Genomic DNA, 17441 nt, shown 5'->3' on the forward strand with positions numbered 1-17441 from the left:
CCCTCATAAGGTATAATTATTAACAAAATAAATCGTACTTCCTATAAAGTACGATTTATTTCCATATCTAAAAATAATTATTGAACATCGTACCCTTGATCTTCAATTACAGCAACGATATCTTTTAACGTTACAACTGATGAATCGATAGTAACTTCAACAGTACCTTCTGCTAATTGAACTTTCACTTGCTCAACACCGTTTAGTTCTTTCACACTGCTTTCAATAGAATTTACACAATGTCCACAAGACATACCTTCAACTTGTAATGTTAACTGTTCCATTTAAAATCCTCCTCTTGTTTCTTCATTGTTTGTTAATCACAATTACATTTTACCATACCCCCCTAAGGTAATCAATGGTTTTATATCATGATTTTTCAATTATTTTCTAAAAGTTTATTTTACACACACTTTTTCACACCAATACCTCGAAATCCTATATAAAAATAAACAAAAAAACAAGCCAGTGACATACTAGCTTGTTTTTACGCTTTTGAAAAACGTTCAAATACTGTCATTAATTCTTCAATTGCTTCGTCACCATTGCCATCTTTAATAGCACCTGAAACACAATGACTTGTATGGTTTTTTAATACACCCATTCCTACTTTTTTCATTGCTGCATTAATCGCTGAAATTTGCACTAAAATATCCACGCAATAACGATCATTTTCAATCATATTTTGAATACCGCGGACTTGTCCTTCAATTCTCTTTAATCTATTTATAATTTGTTCTTTTTCTTTTTCTGATCTATGTGTTACCGCTTCATGATCTTTATGATCCATATTATCACCTTCTTAAAGTTTCTCTTCATCCAATAAAACAATTGCTTTTACGAGTATACCAATTATAGCATTAAATATCTACGTATGATACCCCATATGAGTATATTTCTGCTCTATGCTTATTCTTAACAACTTATTAGCTTCTCAGACTCAATTATTATGATACCCTTACCTTTTTTTCAAAAAACAATAATAAGCAGGGATTATTCCTCCCCGCTTATTATTCATCCACAAATATAAAAGTCTCAATTTTCATACGTGTAAATTGAGACTTTTTTTCTTCCTATATATAATTATTGCTGATCACATACTTTTGTGTCATTCACTACTGAAGTTCCTTCAACGGTTACCGTATGAAAACAGTCATTTACACGAACTGTCACGACATTATCTTGCCGATCAATGATATGATATTCATTAAAATTTTTATTCAGAGCACTGCGAATTTGTTCTCCTTCATAAATTGGAATGCCATGTGATAAAACCCAAATAAGCCCAGCGATAGCAAGAATAGTTTTCATACGATCTACCTCCTTGAGAATATAGTGAACTTTTAATCCATGCTTTTTCAGCTCTACTAATCATGACTGGAATGAATCAAGCCTTTTTGGAAATAAGTTCATTTCGTCTATTTTATGTTTATGCTAATTGTGACCGAATTGTGACAACTTTTTGTCTCTTTAGACGAAAAGTTGAAACAAAACTTTCAAAAAGGACAATTCTACTTGCACAAACAAAAGGCTATGGAGAATTTCCCCATAGCCTTTTGTTTGCATTTTATTAGACAATCATTTCATTATGTTTAATGTTAAGTGTTTCAATTTGAATTGTAGCATGTTCAATATGGAACTCTTTTTTTAGCATATCAATAATATTTTGAAGTACTTCTTGATCATCCTGTTTTTTATCAATTATTACATGGACACTTAATGCATCTAATCCCGATGTAATTGTCCAAATATGAAGGTCATGTAAATCACGTACACCTTCTACTCCTTTAATTGCTTGCTTCACTTTCTCTATTTCAATTGCAACCGGTGTACCCTCCATAAGTATATGAATAGAATGTTTTGTTACTCCCCATGCGCTCTTTAAAATTAATAAAGCTACAACTACTGAAATAATTGGATCTGCAATATACCATGAGAATAATGACATAAGTACACCAGCTACTAATGCTCCCACTGACCCTAAAGCATCCCCAAGAACATGTAAATACGCGCTACGTAAATTCACGTTATTTTTCACGTCACCTTGTCTCATAAGTGCCCATGCACTAATTAAATTTGCTAATAAACCAATTGATGCGATTAACATCATTGGACCACTTGCTACAGTTGGTGGTTCAAAAAAACGACCAATTGCTTCCCATACGATAAGCCCTGCTACAACAAATAATGTGATTCCATTAATTAATGCTGCTAAAATTTCAAAACGATAATATCCATATGTTTTTGTAGAAGTAACCGTTCTAGCTGCAAGTCCGATTGCAATTAAACTTAATAATAATGAACTCGTATCACTTAACATATGTCCTGAATCTGATAATAAAGCTAAACTATTTGTAACTAGTCCTCCAAAAAATTCAAGAAACATAATAGTTGCTGTAATTACTAAAGCTGTAATTAATCCTTTTTTATTCCCTTTTCTACTCTCCTCAAAATGATGATGTCCATGGGAATGCCCGTGAGCATGCCCATGATGTTGGTGACCGTGATGATGTCCCATATAAATTCCTCCTTTTAATTTTGTTTTATCCTTAATACTTCCTCTATTGAATTTTCATTTTCTTTATAAATGGTTCTTTTCTTACCTGAATTGAACTTGTTGGGCAGCCATCACTAGCCGCCAACATTGCTTGCAAGAAAGTTTTTGGGATCCCCATTATTCCTTGATTACTATCTAATAGACCAAATGATTTTCCTCTTCCATCTAATTGATATATATCAGGTGCTATAGAAGTGCATAATCCACATGACTCACAATTCTTTTTATCTACAACCGTATAATGTAACACTATAAATCTCCTCCGTTATTTATATACAATACATAGGTAGGGTATATAAAACCGTTTGTTTTATACCAAATTTCCTTCCAAAGTTTCTATTTCCCTATTTAAATAATAATGGCATATCGGTTTTAAATCATTATCCAACTCATAAACCAATGGTGTTCCTGTTGGAATGTTTACATTTTCTATTTCTTCATCTGAAATTTGATCTAAATGTTTTACTAAAGCACGTATTGTATTTCCATGTGCTGCAATAATTACTTGTTTACCAGCTTTTACATTAGGAGCTACCTCTTCATTCCAATATGAAACAACTCGTTTCTCTGTATCTTCTAGATCTTCTGTAAGAGGAAATTCATACTCTTTTACATCTCTATATTTCGGATGTGCTGCTTCATATCTTTCGTCATCTTTTGTAAGTGCTGGTGGGCGTACATTTGTTGAACGTCTCCATAAAGTTACTTGCTCATCGCCATATTTTCTCGCTGTTTCTTCCTTATTTAATCCTTGAAGCGCACCGTAATGGCGCTCATTTAATTTCCATGTTTTATGAACAGGTATCCACATCAAATCCATTTCTTCGAGAGTGATCCATAAAGTACGCATCGCTCTTCTCAAAACAGACGTATATGCGATATCAAATGAGAAACCATTCGCTTTCAGCATTACTCCGGCTTCTCTTGCTTCTTCCAAACCTTTATTGGATAAATCAACATCCGTCCAACCAGTAAACCTATTTTCAACATTCCATTCACTTTGTCCGTGTCGTATTAAAACTAGCTTTACCATACTTGCTATCTCCTCTCCTTTTAAAGTTGCATTTTCATAAAGAAGTATCTTTATGAAAATGCGCGATTACATATCAAGTTCTTTATTCTTCATTTCACTACTATGACTAAACGCTAATTCAATTAATCCATTTACGTGAGAATCATCTAATGAATAAAAAACAAGTTTCCCCTCTTTACGCTTTTTCGCTAATCCTATCGTTTGTAATAGTCTTAAGTGATGTGAAGCTGTTGCAATACTACTATGAATAATACTTGCGACATCACGTACACAAAGTTCTTTCTCCGTATACAACGCATAAGCAATTTTCAAACGTGTTTCATCTGCAAGTGCTTTAAACATTTTTGCTACACTACTTATATTTTCTTTCTCTAGCATATCACTTGCATGTTTTACTTTTTGTTCATCATGATAACAAAGTTCACAATGCTCTTCGCTCATATGTAACACCTCTTATTCAAGTATATATTTGATTATGTATGTAGTATACCTTATAAACGAGAAACATTCAAACGTTTATTTGAATGTTTCTCGTTTATCCTAAAAACCCCACTAATTATTAGCCCGCAGTAATCGATCTTATGAGCTGTCCGACCGTTAATACCGGATAAATTAAACCATTTTTCTTTTAGTATTCCCCCTTTAAAAAACAAAACTTAGAAAAAAGCTCCCATATAAGTTCGTTTCTACTGCCTACTCCGACCTTTTCAAAAATTGACTTGAAATGATCCTGAACTGTATACGTAGAAATACACAATTCTTTTGCCACTTCTTTCGTTGACATCCCCCTAACAATTCCTACTATCACTTCTTTCTCTCTTTGAGACAAACTATAAGAATCTGCAAGAAGAGGAAAAACTTCTTCTGGCCGTGCACTTTCGAACAAAACCCTATATCCTGTATGACAACTACTGTAACTTTCTAACCTACTTGCACGAATAACCAAAAATTGTCCACACGTTAAACTTATACAGACTGTTGCTTCTTTATTAGTTTCATTTGCTTTTACTTGCGAACAAACTGCACGTATCGGCCTTGGAATGTCCTCTTCAGTCAATTGTTCATACTTTCTAAAGTTTGATAACCATATGTATCCTGTTTCATCCCAATAATTTAGTTTAAGATTTTCATTTAATATAATCATGCCCATTCCTACTACTTCTATTTTTTCTTCTGAACGGGTTATAAAGGATGTTCTTAAAGTATCTCCTGCCAATAAACCCACCTTCGATAAATACTTACATTCATCATGCTGAAAAGGTATTTTTGTATTATCTCGAAACAAACTTAAGTGTCCAAAACATTTTCCTTTACTCATACAAACCACTCTTACTTCATCTATAAAACCGGCTGGTTTTAAAATATTTCGATACCTAGCGCTTTTTATCGAATTATCATTTGTGACAATACGTATCGCACCAACATGAGGAGGCTTTCGTGCTAACTCTTTAAATTTGTTATAATCATCCTCTAAAAATTCATTCATAAATAACTGCGGATGCAGTTGTTCAATTCTTTGATCTGTATATGCTCCGGTTGATAAAAATGTACGCGGGTCTATAGCGGTGAAGCAGGAAGCATCAAAAGGAATTACCTTTTTTAATATATTTAAAAAATCTTTTTGAAATTGTCTAGTTGAGCTCTCGCTTTTCATTAACAGTGTTATTTCTTTCGTTGCCTGTTCATAAATCATCTTTATTCCCCCCAGATTTATGGGATTGTTTCCTCTAACCATTTCATTTCATAATAAAGTGAAACTTTATTGGAAAAGAGGAGGCTAAAAAATGAGCTGGAATGATCATACTGTACATACATATGAACGAACAATTCCGTTGAAAATCCCTGGATATTTTACCCTTTATAACATGATGAATCATTTTTTACTTACTACACTCCCTAAAGAAAATATGAATCCCAATTTAATAGTTATAGGTGCTGGTGGTGGACAAGAAATTCTCTCAATAGGCAAACAAAATAGCAACTTATCTTTTACAGGTGTTGATCCATCTGAAAGCATGCTACAGTTAGCTAAAAAAAGAATTGAAAACGAAGGCATACAAAATCCAATTCACTTTGTACATGGAACTGTGCATTCATTATTAACCAATCCATTATTTGACGCTGCTACTTGTATGCTTGTTCTTCACTTCATCCCAACTATTAAGGAGAAAAAAGAGTTACTTAATGAAATTAGTAGTCGCTTAAAGCCTGGTGCTCCATTCTTTCTCTCTTCAATAAATGGTGTACCCCATACAAGTATGTTTTCTGCACAATTAAATGCTTGGCACAACCATATGATGCAAAATCAAATTCCATTAGAAGATTGGAACAGATTTGAAAATTCTTTTGAAACGGAAATATTCCCTATTTCCGAAACGAATCTACTAACTATTATGGAGGAATGTGGCTTTACTCAAATTACTCGCTTTTTTACTAGTTTTTTAATTGATGGATACGTTGCCTTTAAACAATAAGGAAAAAAGGTAAGCAATTGCTTACCTTTTTTCTACCTTCTATACGTGACTAATAAATCTTAACCCTTTACTTAAAGAGGTCGGCACAACTGATGCGTGATTCTCCCCTTCAGCCTCATAAAACGTAAATCTAAACTGATCGTGTTTTACTTGAAGAAGGCGCTCTGATAATTCGTTTGCCCCTACAACCATATGCTCTCGTTCTAGTGATCCGACTGTAAGGAACACTCCTGTTTCAAACTTAGCGTTGTTTAATTCACTTATAAGGTTCTCTTCTTTTTCAAGTACGGATTGGTTATTCCACCAAATAGATGGACTACTTATAAAATAATTTTGAAAGGCATTTAAGTTGGTAAATAGTATATGTAAAGCAAATAAGCCACCTAACGAATGCCCAAATAACGTTTGCTTTCCTTTATCAATCTCATAATTATTTTCAATTTGAGGTTTCAGTTCTTCTTCCAGAAATGTAAAGAAGTTATGTGCTCCTCCTGTTTTAGGCCACGGTTTGCCATCTGGTTTTAAAGGTGCATCTTTTGAAATTACACTAGGCGTAAAATCATAGCATCTTTCTTCACCTGAAAATGCCCCTTCAATTGGATAACCAATACCTACTATAATGGCTGGTGAAACACCTGTTTTTTCCGCTCTAACTGATTGTATTTTAACCGCTTCATGGAATGTTTGAAAAAAAGCATTGCCATCTAATACGTATATAACAGGATATCCTGACTCTGGCGCTGGTCGCCTCGGCTTTGAAATATGAATTTGATATTCCTTACCTTCTAATTTCGAATACATTTTCCACTGTTCTGTATTACTTGTTATAATCTGCTGTTTTTCAATAGTAGTATTCATCTTATATCCCTCCCTCTTAACTCGTTACATATATTTCTACTTTCTCTTCTTGAGAGACAACACTATCGTATCCAAAGCAAACAGGAGATCCATTATACGGATCAATCATGACACGCGCATCAATATGAAATACTTCTTTTAACACTTCATTTGTAATGATTTCTTCTGGGATACCAGTTGTAACGATTTCCCCTTCCTTCATTGCAATAATCTCATCTGAAAACCTTGCTGCATGGTTAATATCATGTAGTACCATTACAACTGTACAATTATGTTCTTTATTTAACTTCTCCACAATTTGTAATACATCTAATTGATGAGACATATCAAGATATGTCGTTGGTTCATCTAGTAGTAACACTTCTGTCTCTTGTGCTAAAGCCATCGCTAGCCATACCTTTTGCCTTTGACCACCTGATAAATTGGCAATTTGTCTCGTTCGAAATTCAGAAGTTTTCGTTATATCTAATGCCCAGTCAATCATCTCTTTATCTTTTGAAGTTAACTTATTTACATTATTTCGATGTGGATAGCGTCCATAAGAAATTAATTCTTCCACTTTAAGTTCTCCTGGTGCAATTGGAGTTTGCGGGAGTAAAGCTAACTGCTTCGCAATTTCTTTCGTTGGAATCGTATTTAAATCCTGTCCTTGCAAATATACTTTACCGCTCTTTTGCTTTAAAATTCTTCCCATCGTTTTTAACAGTGTTGATTTACCGCACCCGTTTGGCCCTATAATTGTCGTTACTTTTCCTTCTTGTATTTCCACATTTAAATCGCGAAACACTGTAAGCTTTTCATAACTCGTTTCTAAATTTTTTGCACTTAAAATACTCACTTTTATTCCTCCTCTTACGCTTTCGCCTTATAAAGTAAATATAAGAAATACGGTACACCGACAATAGAAATAACGATCCCAACAGGTAACTCTACAGGGGTGAAAACTGTTTTTGCAATAAAGTCTGAAGCTATTACAAGGAACATTCCGATTACTCCACACGTAGGAATGATATGCTTATGTTGAATACCAACAAGTCTTTTCGCTATATGCGGTGCCATTAAACCAATGAAACCAATACTTCCTGAAACTGCAACACATGCACTGACAAGTCCGATACTACTTAGTAGTAAAATAGATTTCTCTCTTTCTACCGAAACACCTAAACTTGTAATACTCGTTTCTTCCAATTGAAATAAATCTAATAAATAAGCTTTTTTTTGTATAAGCGGAATTAATATGATAAGCCACGGCAACATAGCAACAATATACTTCCAGTTTGCGCTATATATGCTTCCTGACACCCAAACTGCAGCCATTTCGAAATCAGTTGACTTCATTTTGAGTGATAAGTACATAGAAAATGCTCCAAATCCTGATCCAATTGCAATCCCTGTTAATAAAAGACGTTGCGAGTCTAGCTTACCGTTTTTCCATGAAAACAGATAAATGATGATAGCTGCACCTAATCCGCCGACTAAACCAAACATTGGCATCATCATAATAGACATCCAGTCTGTGCTCTTTAATTGCCCTTGAAAGAAAAACATAAAAATAACGATGGCTGTGCCGGCCCCAGCATTCACTCCTAAAATACCTGGGTCTGCCAATCCATTCCTCGTAATCCCTTGAATAACAGCACCTGCAACGCCTAGGCCTAATCCTACTAATCCAGCGATTACGATGCGCGGAAGACGAAACTCAAAAATAACTAAATCATGATCTGGTACTGGATCTATTCTAAAGAGTGTTTTAAATACATCTTTAATCGTAATATCAAACGTACCATTCGTTAAACTAATATAAATTGCACATAGTATTAAAAATATAATAATCCCCATTGTCATTCCAAAGCGCTGACTCGAACTTTTAAGCATGTCTCTCTCCTCCTCTTGTACGGATTAAATAAAGGAAGAAAGGAATTCCAATTAAGGAGGTAACGACTCCAATTGGTGTTTCAAATGGATAGTTTACAAATCTACTTAAAACGTCACATAACGCTAAAAACACGCCACCAATCACGCCTGCACATGGCAATATCCACTTATAATCTACTCCAATGATAAAGCGAGTAATGTGCGGAATAATTAAGCCTACAAAACCAACTTTCCCCACTAAAGCAACTGCCGTTCCTGTTAAGAAAATAACCGATAAAATAGCCATCGCTTTAACTAGTTTTGTACGCTGTCCTAGATTAATAGAAACTTCTTCTCCTAAAGAAAGAATAGTAATAGATTTTGATATTAACAGCGCTAAAACTATTCCAATTATCCCAAACGGTATCGTGATTTTAATGATATTAGGGTCCACTTGGTCTAACTTTGCATTAAACCAAAAACTAACATTTTGAGAAATTTGGAAATATGAAGCCATTGCAGCAGATACACTACTTAAAAATGTTCCAATAACTGTTCCGATAATCGCTAACCTAACTGGTGATAAGCCATTTTGAAGGAGCGAACCAAAACCAAAAACGATACCGGCTCCTAGTGCAGAACCAATCATTGAACATAAAACCATACCAATTGATGACATTCCTGGAAGAAAAATCATGCAAAGTGTAATAACAAAGGCTGCCCCATCCGTCACACCCATAATAGAAGGGGATGCAAGATAGTTTCTTGTCATCCCCTGCATAAGTGCTCCTGATATGGCTAGAAACGCTCCGACTAAAAGAGCTGCAACTACCCTTGGTAAACGTGAAGTAATAATAATATTATGATTTACATCGCTTGAATCAAAATGAAATAATGCGTTCCACACTGTTTCAGCATCAATACTTTTCGCCCCATACAAAATAGAAAGTATAACTGTAAATAAGATCAGTATGGGTGCTATACATAATATGGTTACTGGTACTGCATTTGTTTTCTGCATATCATTCAACGCACCTTACTTATTGTATTATTTAGATAAATTTTTTACTGCTTCTTTTAAGAATACTGTTTTACTCCAAGCTGTACCACCTTGTGCCATTGGGTCTACAACGTTTACAAATACTTTCTTTTCCTTCGCAGCATTCATACTTTGCCAAATTGGATTGCTTTCAATTTCTTCTAGCACTTTCGGATTTTTATTTTCACTTGCCTCATATTGTAAGAAAATATAATCTGGGTTAAGTTCAGCAAGTTTTTCAAATGAAATTTTCTCTTGTGCTTTTACAGCTTTAAGTTGTTCTGGAGCAGTTAGCCCAAGATCTTTATAAATGACAGGGTTGAAGTATACTCCTTCTGGATATAGGAATAATTCGTTTGCTCTTAGTCTAATGACAAGTACTTTTTTGTCTTTTAACTTATCTCCTAGTTTTGCTTTTGCTTTTTCAGCATCTGCATTGTAATCTTTAATAATTTTTTCTGCTTTATCTTTTTTACCAGTTAATTCTCCCATTAACTTTAAGTTATCTTCCCAATCTGTTGAAACATGTGATACTGGGAATGTCGGAGCTACTTTCGTAAACTTTTCAGCTGTTTCTGCTGGGAATTTCGTACTTGATGTAATAACGTCTGGCTTTAATTGTAGTAATGTTTCAAAATTTGGTTGCATTTTCTCACCAACAGATTTCGCACCCTCTAAATCTTTCTCAAGATACTTCGGTAATTTACCACCTACAGTAATGGCACCTACCGGCTTAATACCAAGTACCGCTGCATCTTCCATTGACTCTAAACTAGCTGTCGCAATTTTATCTACTTTTGCTGGTACTGTATATTCTTTACCTAAATATGTAATTTTTCTTTTTTCGTCTTTTTTCGTTTCCGTAGCTTTTGTCTGTTGCTTTTGTTCTCCTGAAGTTTTATCCGTACTATTGCATGCTGCTAGTCCTACACTTAATACTGTAACCATCCCTAATGTAAATAACTTCTTATTCATCTTTATATATCTCCTCTCGAATTTTCAAACAATATTCTTAATAAAATTTAACTATATGAAACTTATCTTACATATATATTTCATTAAATTAATAATTCTATCCAGAACTCATTCTCGTTCACTTCCCCTAAGCTATAATTCTTTTTACACCTCATCCTTTGATAATCTTCCCCACTGATAATGATTATCGTTACTAAGTATATATTTAATATGCGATTATTTCAAGAAAGATTTGAAAAATTTTAACAAAATGAATAAAAAAAGAAGTATCTGCCTAATCCTAGGAAGATACTTCTTTTTTTAGAAATTTATATGTAATTCAACTGGGCAATGATCTGATCCCATTACTTCACTATTAATTTTCGCCTCTGTTATTTTATCTTTCATTCTTTCCGAAACAACAAAATAATCTAAACGCCATCCAATATTTTTTGCTCTCGCTCCCATACGATACGACCACCACGAATATGCACCTTCCTGATCAGGATACAGATAACGATACGTATCAATAAATCCCTCTTCTAAAATACGTGTGAATTTCTCCCTTTCCTCATCAGAGAATCCAGGATTTTTACGATTACTTTTTGGATTTTTTAAATCGATTTCTTTATGAGCAACATTTAAATCTCCGCAAAAAACAACGGGCTTTTTTTTATCTAATTGCTTAATATAAGCCCGGAAATCATCTTCCCATTTCATTCTGTAATCTAATCGTTCTAATCCACGTTTTGAATTTGGTGTATATAACGTAATTATGTAAAAATCTTCGAATTCTAAAGTGATAACTCGTCCTTCTTGATCATGCTCTTCAATTCCTAAACCGTATGTAACAGCAAGCGGTTCTTTTTTCGAAAAAATTGCTGTTCCTGAATAACCTTTTTTCACGGCATAATTCCAATATGCATAATATCCCTCTGGATTTAAATCAATTTGTCCATCTTGTAATTTAATCTCTTGTAGACAAAATATATCAGCACTTGATTCCTCGAGATATTCTAAAAATCCACCTTTTGCGATAACAGCTCGCAAGCCATTTACATTCCATGAAATTAACTTCACTTATAGCCCTCCTCTTGATGTTTATTTCCAAATTTCATGCTATCACAAAATAGAAAAACAATCATATTTTCACCTTTGTAATCTTGCTCTTACATTTGTGAATACATACATACGCACTTTATTCAGGTTATACTAATTTCAGAGGTGATGTTCTTTGCACAATGAAGGGGTTACGTTAACAAATGAGCATTGGCAAGCAATTATTCATAATGATTCTTCCTATGATAGTAAATTCTTTTATGCTGTGAAATCAACCGGAATCTTTTGCAGGCCATCATGCAAATCAAGAATACCGAATAGAAACAATGTACGAATTTTTCATCACGCAGAGCAAGCATTGAGTGAAAACTTTCGCCCGTGCAAACGTTGTAAGCCAAATGGGATCACTTTACCTAATGAAGAGTGGGTAAAACAAATTAAAGATTGTATCGAAAAAGACTTTAACGAATTATTAACTCTCGACATACTTGCTGAAATGTGCCATGGTAGCCCATTTCATTTACAACGCACTTTCAAAAAAATGACTGGGATAAGCCCAATAGAATATATACAACAGTTTAGGATTGTTAAAGCGGCAGAGCACCTTTTACAAACAAATCAATCCATTAAAGAAATTAGTACTGCTATCGGGATAGAAAACCCAGAGTATTTCGCAACTTTATTTAAAAAGAAAACCGGGTTTACTCCTACTGAATATCGAAAAAAGAACGAAATGAAAGAAGGATACAATAATGAATTCCTCCAAAAATAAATTTATATATTGGACGCTACTTACACATGAAGATTGGCATTTTCATATTGCTGCAACTGAAAATGGACTATGCTTCATTGGATCACAAGATGAAAGCTTTGAAGAACTAAATATATGGGCTAGAAAAAAATTGCCACAACATATATTGGCATGTAATCCAGATTACCTGCCATCATATACGAAAGAAGTTATCGAGTATTTAGAAAGTAAGCGAGAAACTTTTACATTCCCTATCGATGCTTACGGAACTGATTTTCAATTATCTGTTTGGAATACGGTACGTGAAATTCCTTATGGAAAGACATATTCTTATTCAGAAATTGCCGAAAGAATGCACAAACCTACTGCTGTGCGTGCCGTTGCTACTGCTATTGCTGCCAACCCTCTTCTCATTACAATTCCTTGCCATCGTGTTATTGGAAAGAATGGTAAACTAACTGGTTTTAGAGGTGGATTAGGAATGAAGAAAGAGTTGCTTACATTAGAAAAGTCGCAGGTAGAATTCATATGACAACAGAATATACTAACGCATTAACTTTAGCAGTTCCAACAGAATTTAGTTTCCAAGAAAATTTACGCTATCTATCACGTTCTAACAATGAATGTATGTTCCAAATTGAAGATAACAAAATTTATAAAGTTATTCCTGTTCACGATGTAAATCCTTTAGTTGAAATTAGTATGAATACGAATGGTAATATTCAAATACGTTTTTTAGAAGAATTATATACATCTGAAGAATCGGTATGCGAAGCTGTAGCTACTTATGTGAAGGATTGGTTTGATTTAACTACTGATTTAGCTCCCTTTTATACATTAGCTAAACTTGATGTACTCCTTCAAGGACCAATTGAACAATATTATGGCCTTCGTACTTTAGGTATTCCAGACTTATTTGAAGCACTTTCCTGGGGAATTATCGGTCAGCAAATTAACCTCACATATGCTTATACGCTAAAAAGAAGATTAGTCGAGCAATTTGGTAATTATGTAGAATGGAATGATAGAAAACATTGGATATTCCCTTCTCCTGAAACGATTGCACATTTACACGTAGAGGAACTTAAAAAATTAAAAATGACGACTAGAAAATGTGAATATTTAATCGGTATTGCAAAGCTTATTACAGAAGGAAAACTATCAAAAGAATCTTTACTGCAAATACAAGATGTGAAACAAGCTGAAAAACAATTAACTGCTATACACGGTATAGGACCGTGGACTGCCAACTATGTTTTAATGCGTTGTTTACGATTTCCTTCCGCTTTTCCAATTGACGATGTTGGCTTGCACAATGCAATTAAATATATAACAGGTTCTGAAAGTAAACCGACTAAACAGGAAATAAAAGATTTTGCGGCAAATTGGACCAACTGGGAGTCTTACGCAACTTTTTATTTGTGGCGAGTATTATACTAAAAAACCAAGTAGCGCATCCGCACTACTTGGTTCTTTTTTAAGCTTGTTCCTCGAATCGTCTTGCGATTTCCACAATAACTTGAACAGCTTTTTCCATCGTATCCACCGAAACATATTCAAATTTACCGTGATAGTTTTCACCACCTGTGAAAATATTCGGCGTTGGTAATCCCATATACGATAATTGTGATCCATCTGTTCCACCACGAATCGGATGAATGTTTGGTTCGATATTTAAACTTTTCATCGCTTCATATGCAATATCAACAATTTCTCTCACTGGTTCGATTTTTTCAAGCATGTTATAGTATTGATCATTCATTTCTAAAACGACTGCATTTTGTCCATACTTCTCTTGCATTTGCTTCACAATATTTTCAACGTTATGTTTACGCGCCTCAAAATTTTCACGATCAAAATCTCGAATAATATAATACGCTTTACTTTGCTCAACATCACCATTTAATGAAAGTAAATGATAGAATCCTTCATAGCCTTCTGTATATTCTGGTGCCTCTTCTACTGGTAAATATCCATTAAACTCCATAGCAAGTTTAGTTGCGTTACGCATTTTATTTTTCGCTGTTCCAGGATGTGTATTCGTTCCATTAAACGTTAACTTAGCGCCTGCAGCATTAAAACTTTCATACTCTAAACCACCTAATGGACCGCCATCCATCGTATAAGCACATGATGCACCAAACGCTTCTACATCAAAATGCGCTGGCCCACGGCCAATTTCTTCATCCGGCGTAAATGCAACTCTTATTTTCCCATGCTTAATTTGTGGATTATGTATTAAATAGTTCATTGCAACCATAATTTCTGTAAGACCAGCTTTATCATCTGCTCCTAGAAGTGTCGTACCATCCGTTGTAATAATCGTATGTCCTTTATATAATGGTAATTCTGGAAACTGTTCTGGCGTTAACACAACATTTAGCTCTTCATTTAACGTAATCGCATTGCCATCAAAATTTTCATGAATTTGTGGTTTTACGTTTTTCCCTGTAAAATCTGTTGCCGTATCTAAATGTGCTAAAAAGCCGATTACTGGCACATCCTTATCCGTATTAGCAGGAAGTGTTGCCATTACATACCCATTATCATCCATTGTTACTTCTGTTAAGCCAATCTCTTTTAACTCTTCCACTAATAACTTACCAAACTCAATTTGTCCAGGTGTTGTTGGTACTGTATGACTTTCTTCATTTGATTGTGTATCAATCTTTACATATCTCGTAAATCTTTCAATAAGCTCTTGTTTCAAACTCGTTCACTCCCTTTTATATTTCTTTCTCTATTATAATCCTTGAGACGAAATATTTTAACTTTTTTGACTGTGAATGCATAAATTTCATTTGTATTCAACAGTTTTAAACAAACCCTAAAAAGTCGTAATATTTGTACATCAAAACTCTTACATGTAATATACATAATTATACAATATAGGAGGTTTTAAAGATGAGGCTAACTCTCTTTCGCTATTTTCTTTTTTTCTTAGGGTTAATTTTCTTTGGCCTTGGAAATGCTCTTGCAGTCAAAGTAAAATTTCTCGGTTTACATCCTTGGGAAGTTTTAAATATGGCTCTCTACCAAAGATTTGGATGGACCATTGGTACGTGGAGTGTCATATGTGGATTATGTCTCGTTCTCATTTCTTTATTAGTAGATCGAAAATATATAAATGTGGGTACATTTTTAAATGCACTACTTATCGGTCCCATTATGGACTTTTTCTTACAATCAAACATTCTTCCAAACGCTAGTAATTATTTATGGATAAACTTACTCATTTTATTTGCTGGTATTGCAATTACAGGTATTGGGGGAGGGATGTATGTTGCGGCTGGGATTGGTGCTGGCCCTCGAGATGGATTCATGCTTACTATTTCCGACAAAACAGGGCTATCTATTAGTCGTGCTAGAATCATAGTAGAATGTGTTGTACTAGTTATTGGATTTATGCTAGGAGGTCCTGTTTTCATCGTAACTTTTCTTTACACCTTTATTCAAAGTCCAATCTTTCAGCAATCATTTAAGATGTTTCAAGCCCTCTTACATACTTTACATAACAAAGAGAAAGTTAGTGAACATATTTAAAATACAACTTAATACAAAGTATTCACCCTATTTACGATTCTCATCGCAAATAGGGTGTTTCTTTTTTTATCTCACAATTTAAGAATATATACTACTCATTCACAATAAATGTATATATATCATCATAAATACAACCATTTACTTTAATAACATACTTCCCTGGTTTACTAAAACGAATTGTGTATTTATTTAACTGAATTGCTTCTTTATCTCCAGAAAGAATATCAATACTTCTACCACTCAATACATAAAATGCACTTTGATTCATCGTTACATCAATTGCATTGAAATTTTCTTCTTTTACCTGCTGGGTTTCCGCAGCGCTTACACTTGGTTCTAAAAATAGTAGTCCACTTAATCCAACCGTACCTGCTAAAGCTACTCCCGCAAACTTTTTAATCTTTTTCATCACATTGTCCTCCTTATAAATTTTGTATAAAGGTGATTTTCCCCTTTACACCACAAAGCCTATATGTAATGAAATGAAAAGTAAACGGGGACCGTAAGACAAAATTCTACATCTTTTTTTCCAATTGAATAGAAATCCAACGTTTGGAGTTTTGTCACATTTAAAATTGTTTCCTTAAACCAACTTCCATTTATATTATTCAGAAATTGAATAATTACTTATTAATTTAACATTCTAAAAATAGTTGATAAAAATGCATTCTATAAAAAAGAGTGTGTTTTATAAGTACAAATTAAAACACACTCCATATATGCAGTTTCATTCTCCTATCCATAATCTTTCTACATTCATGAATTGCTCCTCTTTAAATTCCAACTTATATATGTCAGGCTTTGATGTATGTATTAAAAATTCAAACCCATATTGGTTATTGAAGTAATTCATCATTAATGTCATTACAAGTCCATGTGTGCCAATTACAATTTTTTGTCCTTGAAAATTCATTAATATTTTCTTTAACATTTTCACTACCCTTACCTGACAATCCTTATATGACTCTCCTTCTGTTAGTGCAAAATCCGGATCAGAGAACATCTTCTTTACAAGTGGATACACCTCTTTATCTGATATAATCTTATCCTCACTTAAAAACATACACTCTTTGAGATTCTCATATACTACTACTTCTTTTTCATAGAAATCGGCTGATTTTTCTATCGTTAACACAGCCCTCTTATACGGACTTGAAATGAAAGTATCGATTCCCTCTGTTTTTAATATGTCTGTTACTCTGTGAGCGTCTAAACTTCCCTTTTCAGTTAAACCACGTGTTCTTTCACTCCCTTCTAATTTTGATGATTCACCGTGCCTAACCATATAAATATATGTATTCATACTTCCTCCTTGAAAA

At 33.9% G+C, this 17441-nt stretch carries 22 protein-coding genes; 5 read left to right on the plus strand and 17 right to left on the minus strand.

Annotated features, from left to right (window positions below; genetic code table 11):
* Positions 1-77 precede the first annotated feature (77 nt).
* The 8 genes from copZ to MKX31_RS16535 all read right to left on the minus strand — a co-directional run bounded on the left by copZ (position 78) and on the right by MKX31_RS16535 (position 5283).
* Positions 78-284, minus strand: a complete 207-nt coding sequence (gene copZ, locus MKX31_RS16500) for a copper chaperone CopZ (protein WP_000436980.1) — start codon at positions 282-284, stop codon at positions 78-80.
* 203 nt (positions 285-487) lie between these two features.
* The gene (locus MKX31_RS16505; protein WP_000349635.1) at positions 488-790 is read right to left on the minus strand and encodes a metal-sensing transcriptional repressor; all 303 of its coding nucleotides are present in this window, start codon (positions 788-790) and stop codon (positions 488-490) included.
* Positions 791-1083: 293 nt separating this feature from the next.
* Positions 1084-1311: a hypothetical protein gene (locus MKX31_RS16510; protein WP_000849103.1), complete on the minus strand. Its 228-nt coding sequence runs from the start codon at positions 1309-1311 to the stop codon at positions 1084-1086.
* Between the two features lie 259 nt (positions 1312-1570).
* Positions 1571-2518, minus strand: a complete 948-nt coding sequence (locus tag MKX31_RS16515) for a cation diffusion facilitator family transporter (protein WP_064475064.1) — start codon at positions 2516-2518, stop codon at positions 1571-1573.
* A gap of 43 nt (positions 2519-2561) precedes the next feature.
* Positions 2562-2807: a ferredoxin gene (locus MKX31_RS16520; protein ID WP_064475063.1), complete on the minus strand. Its 246-nt coding sequence runs from the start codon at positions 2805-2807 to the stop codon at positions 2562-2564.
* Between the two features lie 60 nt (positions 2808-2867).
* Positions 2868-3590, minus strand: a complete 723-nt coding sequence (gene gpmA, locus MKX31_RS16525) for a 2,3-diphosphoglycerate-dependent phosphoglycerate mutase (protein WP_064475062.1) — start codon at positions 3588-3590, stop codon at positions 2868-2870.
* Between the two features lie 66 nt (positions 3591-3656).
* The gene (locus tag MKX31_RS16530; RefSeq protein WP_064475061.1) at positions 3657-4031 is read right to left on the minus strand and encodes an ArsR/SmtB family transcription factor; all 375 of its coding nucleotides are present in this window, start codon (positions 4029-4031) and stop codon (positions 3657-3659) included.
* A gap of 187 nt (positions 4032-4218) precedes the next feature.
* Complete coding sequence (locus MKX31_RS16535; protein ID WP_088047326.1) at positions 4219-5283, minus strand: helix-turn-helix transcriptional regulator; 1065 nt, start codon at positions 5281-5283, stop codon at positions 4219-4221.
* Between the two features lie 91 nt (positions 5284-5374).
* Here MKX31_RS16535 and MKX31_RS16540 point away from each other — a divergent pair, with 91 nt between their 5' ends.
* Entirely contained in the window at positions 5375-6064 is a 690-nt protein-coding gene (locus MKX31_RS16540; RefSeq protein WP_064475059.1) for a class I SAM-dependent methyltransferase, read from the plus strand.
* 39 nt (positions 6065-6103) lie between these two features.
* Here MKX31_RS16540 and MKX31_RS16545 read toward each other — a convergent pair whose 3' ends face one another.
* The 6 genes from MKX31_RS16545 to MKX31_RS16570 all read right to left on the minus strand — a co-directional run bounded on the left by MKX31_RS16545 (position 6104) and on the right by MKX31_RS16570 (position 11849).
* A complete protein-coding gene (locus MKX31_RS16545; RefSeq protein ID WP_340981316.1) occupies positions 6104-6922 on the minus strand; it encodes an alpha/beta hydrolase in 819 nt (272 codons plus the stop codon).
* 16 nt (positions 6923-6938) lie between these two features.
* On the minus strand, positions 6939-7760 hold the full coding sequence (locus MKX31_RS16550) for an ABC transporter ATP-binding protein (RefSeq protein ID WP_048545874.1): 822 nt from the start codon (positions 7758-7760) through the stop codon (positions 6939-6941).
* Positions 7761-7774: 14 nt separating this feature from the next.
* The gene (locus tag MKX31_RS16555; RefSeq protein ID WP_064475057.1) at positions 7775-8797 is read right to left on the minus strand and encodes a FecCD family ABC transporter permease; all 1023 of its coding nucleotides are present in this window, start codon (positions 8795-8797) and stop codon (positions 7775-7777) included.
* Positions 8790-9797: a FecCD family ABC transporter permease gene (locus MKX31_RS16560; RefSeq protein WP_001173055.1), complete on the minus strand. Its 1008-nt coding sequence runs from the start codon at positions 9795-9797 to the stop codon at positions 8790-8792. The genes MKX31_RS16555 and MKX31_RS16560 overlap by 8 nt, the downstream gene beginning before the upstream one ends.
* Positions 9798-9824: 27 nt before the next feature.
* Positions 9825-10790, minus strand: coding sequence for an iron-hydroxamate ABC transporter substrate-binding protein (locus tag MKX31_RS16565; RefSeq protein ID WP_048545878.1), 966 nt, complete (start codon positions 10788-10790; stop codon positions 9825-9827).
* Positions 10791-11090: 300 nt separating this feature from the next.
* On the minus strand, positions 11091-11849 hold the full coding sequence (locus MKX31_RS16570; RefSeq protein WP_000767613.1) for an exodeoxyribonuclease III: 759 nt from the start codon (positions 11847-11849) through the stop codon (positions 11091-11093).
* A 154-nt stretch (positions 11850-12003) separates the two neighbouring features.
* Between MKX31_RS16570 and MKX31_RS16575 the strand changes: the two genes are divergently transcribed.
* From MKX31_RS16575 to MKX31_RS16585, 3 genes are read left to right on the plus strand one after another with little or no spacing between them, the layout of a single operon-like run.
* Complete coding sequence (locus MKX31_RS16575) at positions 12004-12600, plus strand: bifunctional transcriptional activator/DNA repair enzyme AdaA (RefSeq protein ID WP_088047325.1); 597 nt, start codon at positions 12004-12006, stop codon at positions 12598-12600.
* Positions 12581-13111 (plus strand): methylated-DNA--[protein]-cysteine S-methyltransferase, encoded by a 531-nt coding sequence (locus tag MKX31_RS16580; RefSeq protein ID WP_064475055.1) that lies wholly within the window; start codon positions 12581-12583, stop codon positions 13109-13111. The genes MKX31_RS16575 and MKX31_RS16580 overlap by 20 nt, the downstream gene beginning before the upstream one ends.
* Entirely contained in the window at positions 13108-14019 is a 912-nt protein-coding gene (locus MKX31_RS16585) for a DNA-3-methyladenine glycosylase family protein (protein ID WP_064475054.1), read from the plus strand. Before MKX31_RS16580 ends, MKX31_RS16585 begins: the two co-directional genes overlap by 4 nt.
* 37 nt (positions 14020-14056) lie before the next feature.
* On the opposite strand, the gene pepT is transcribed toward MKX31_RS16585, so the two are convergent.
* Complete coding sequence (pepT, locus tag MKX31_RS16590; protein ID WP_000807012.1) at positions 14057-15289, minus strand: peptidase T; 1233 nt, start codon at positions 15287-15289, stop codon at positions 14057-14059.
* A gap of 194 nt (positions 15290-15483) precedes the next feature.
* Between pepT and MKX31_RS16595 the strand changes: the two genes are divergently transcribed.
* Entirely contained in the window at positions 15484-16122 is a 639-nt protein-coding gene (locus MKX31_RS16595) for a YczE/YyaS/YitT family protein (protein ID WP_064475053.1), read from the plus strand.
* A gap of 91 nt (positions 16123-16213) precedes the next feature.
* On the opposite strand, the gene MKX31_RS16600 is transcribed toward MKX31_RS16595, so the two are convergent.
* Together MKX31_RS16600 and MKX31_RS16605 are read right to left on the minus strand one after the other, a co-directional pair.
* Entirely contained in the window at positions 16214-16531 is a 318-nt protein-coding gene (locus MKX31_RS16600; protein ID WP_064475052.1) for a hypothetical protein, read from the minus strand.
* A 318-nt stretch (positions 16532-16849) separates the two neighbouring features.
* Positions 16850-17425, minus strand: a complete 576-nt coding sequence (locus tag MKX31_RS16605; protein WP_064469414.1) for a histidine phosphatase family protein — start codon at positions 17423-17425, stop codon at positions 16850-16852.
* Positions 17426-17441 lie beyond the last annotated feature (16 nt).

The sequence above is a fragment of the Bacillus sp. FSL M8-0063 genome, assembly GCF_038005545.1.
In the GTDB taxonomy this organism is placed as follows: domain Bacteria; phylum Bacillota; class Bacilli; order Bacillales; family Bacillaceae_G; genus Bacillus_A; species Bacillus_A wiedmannii.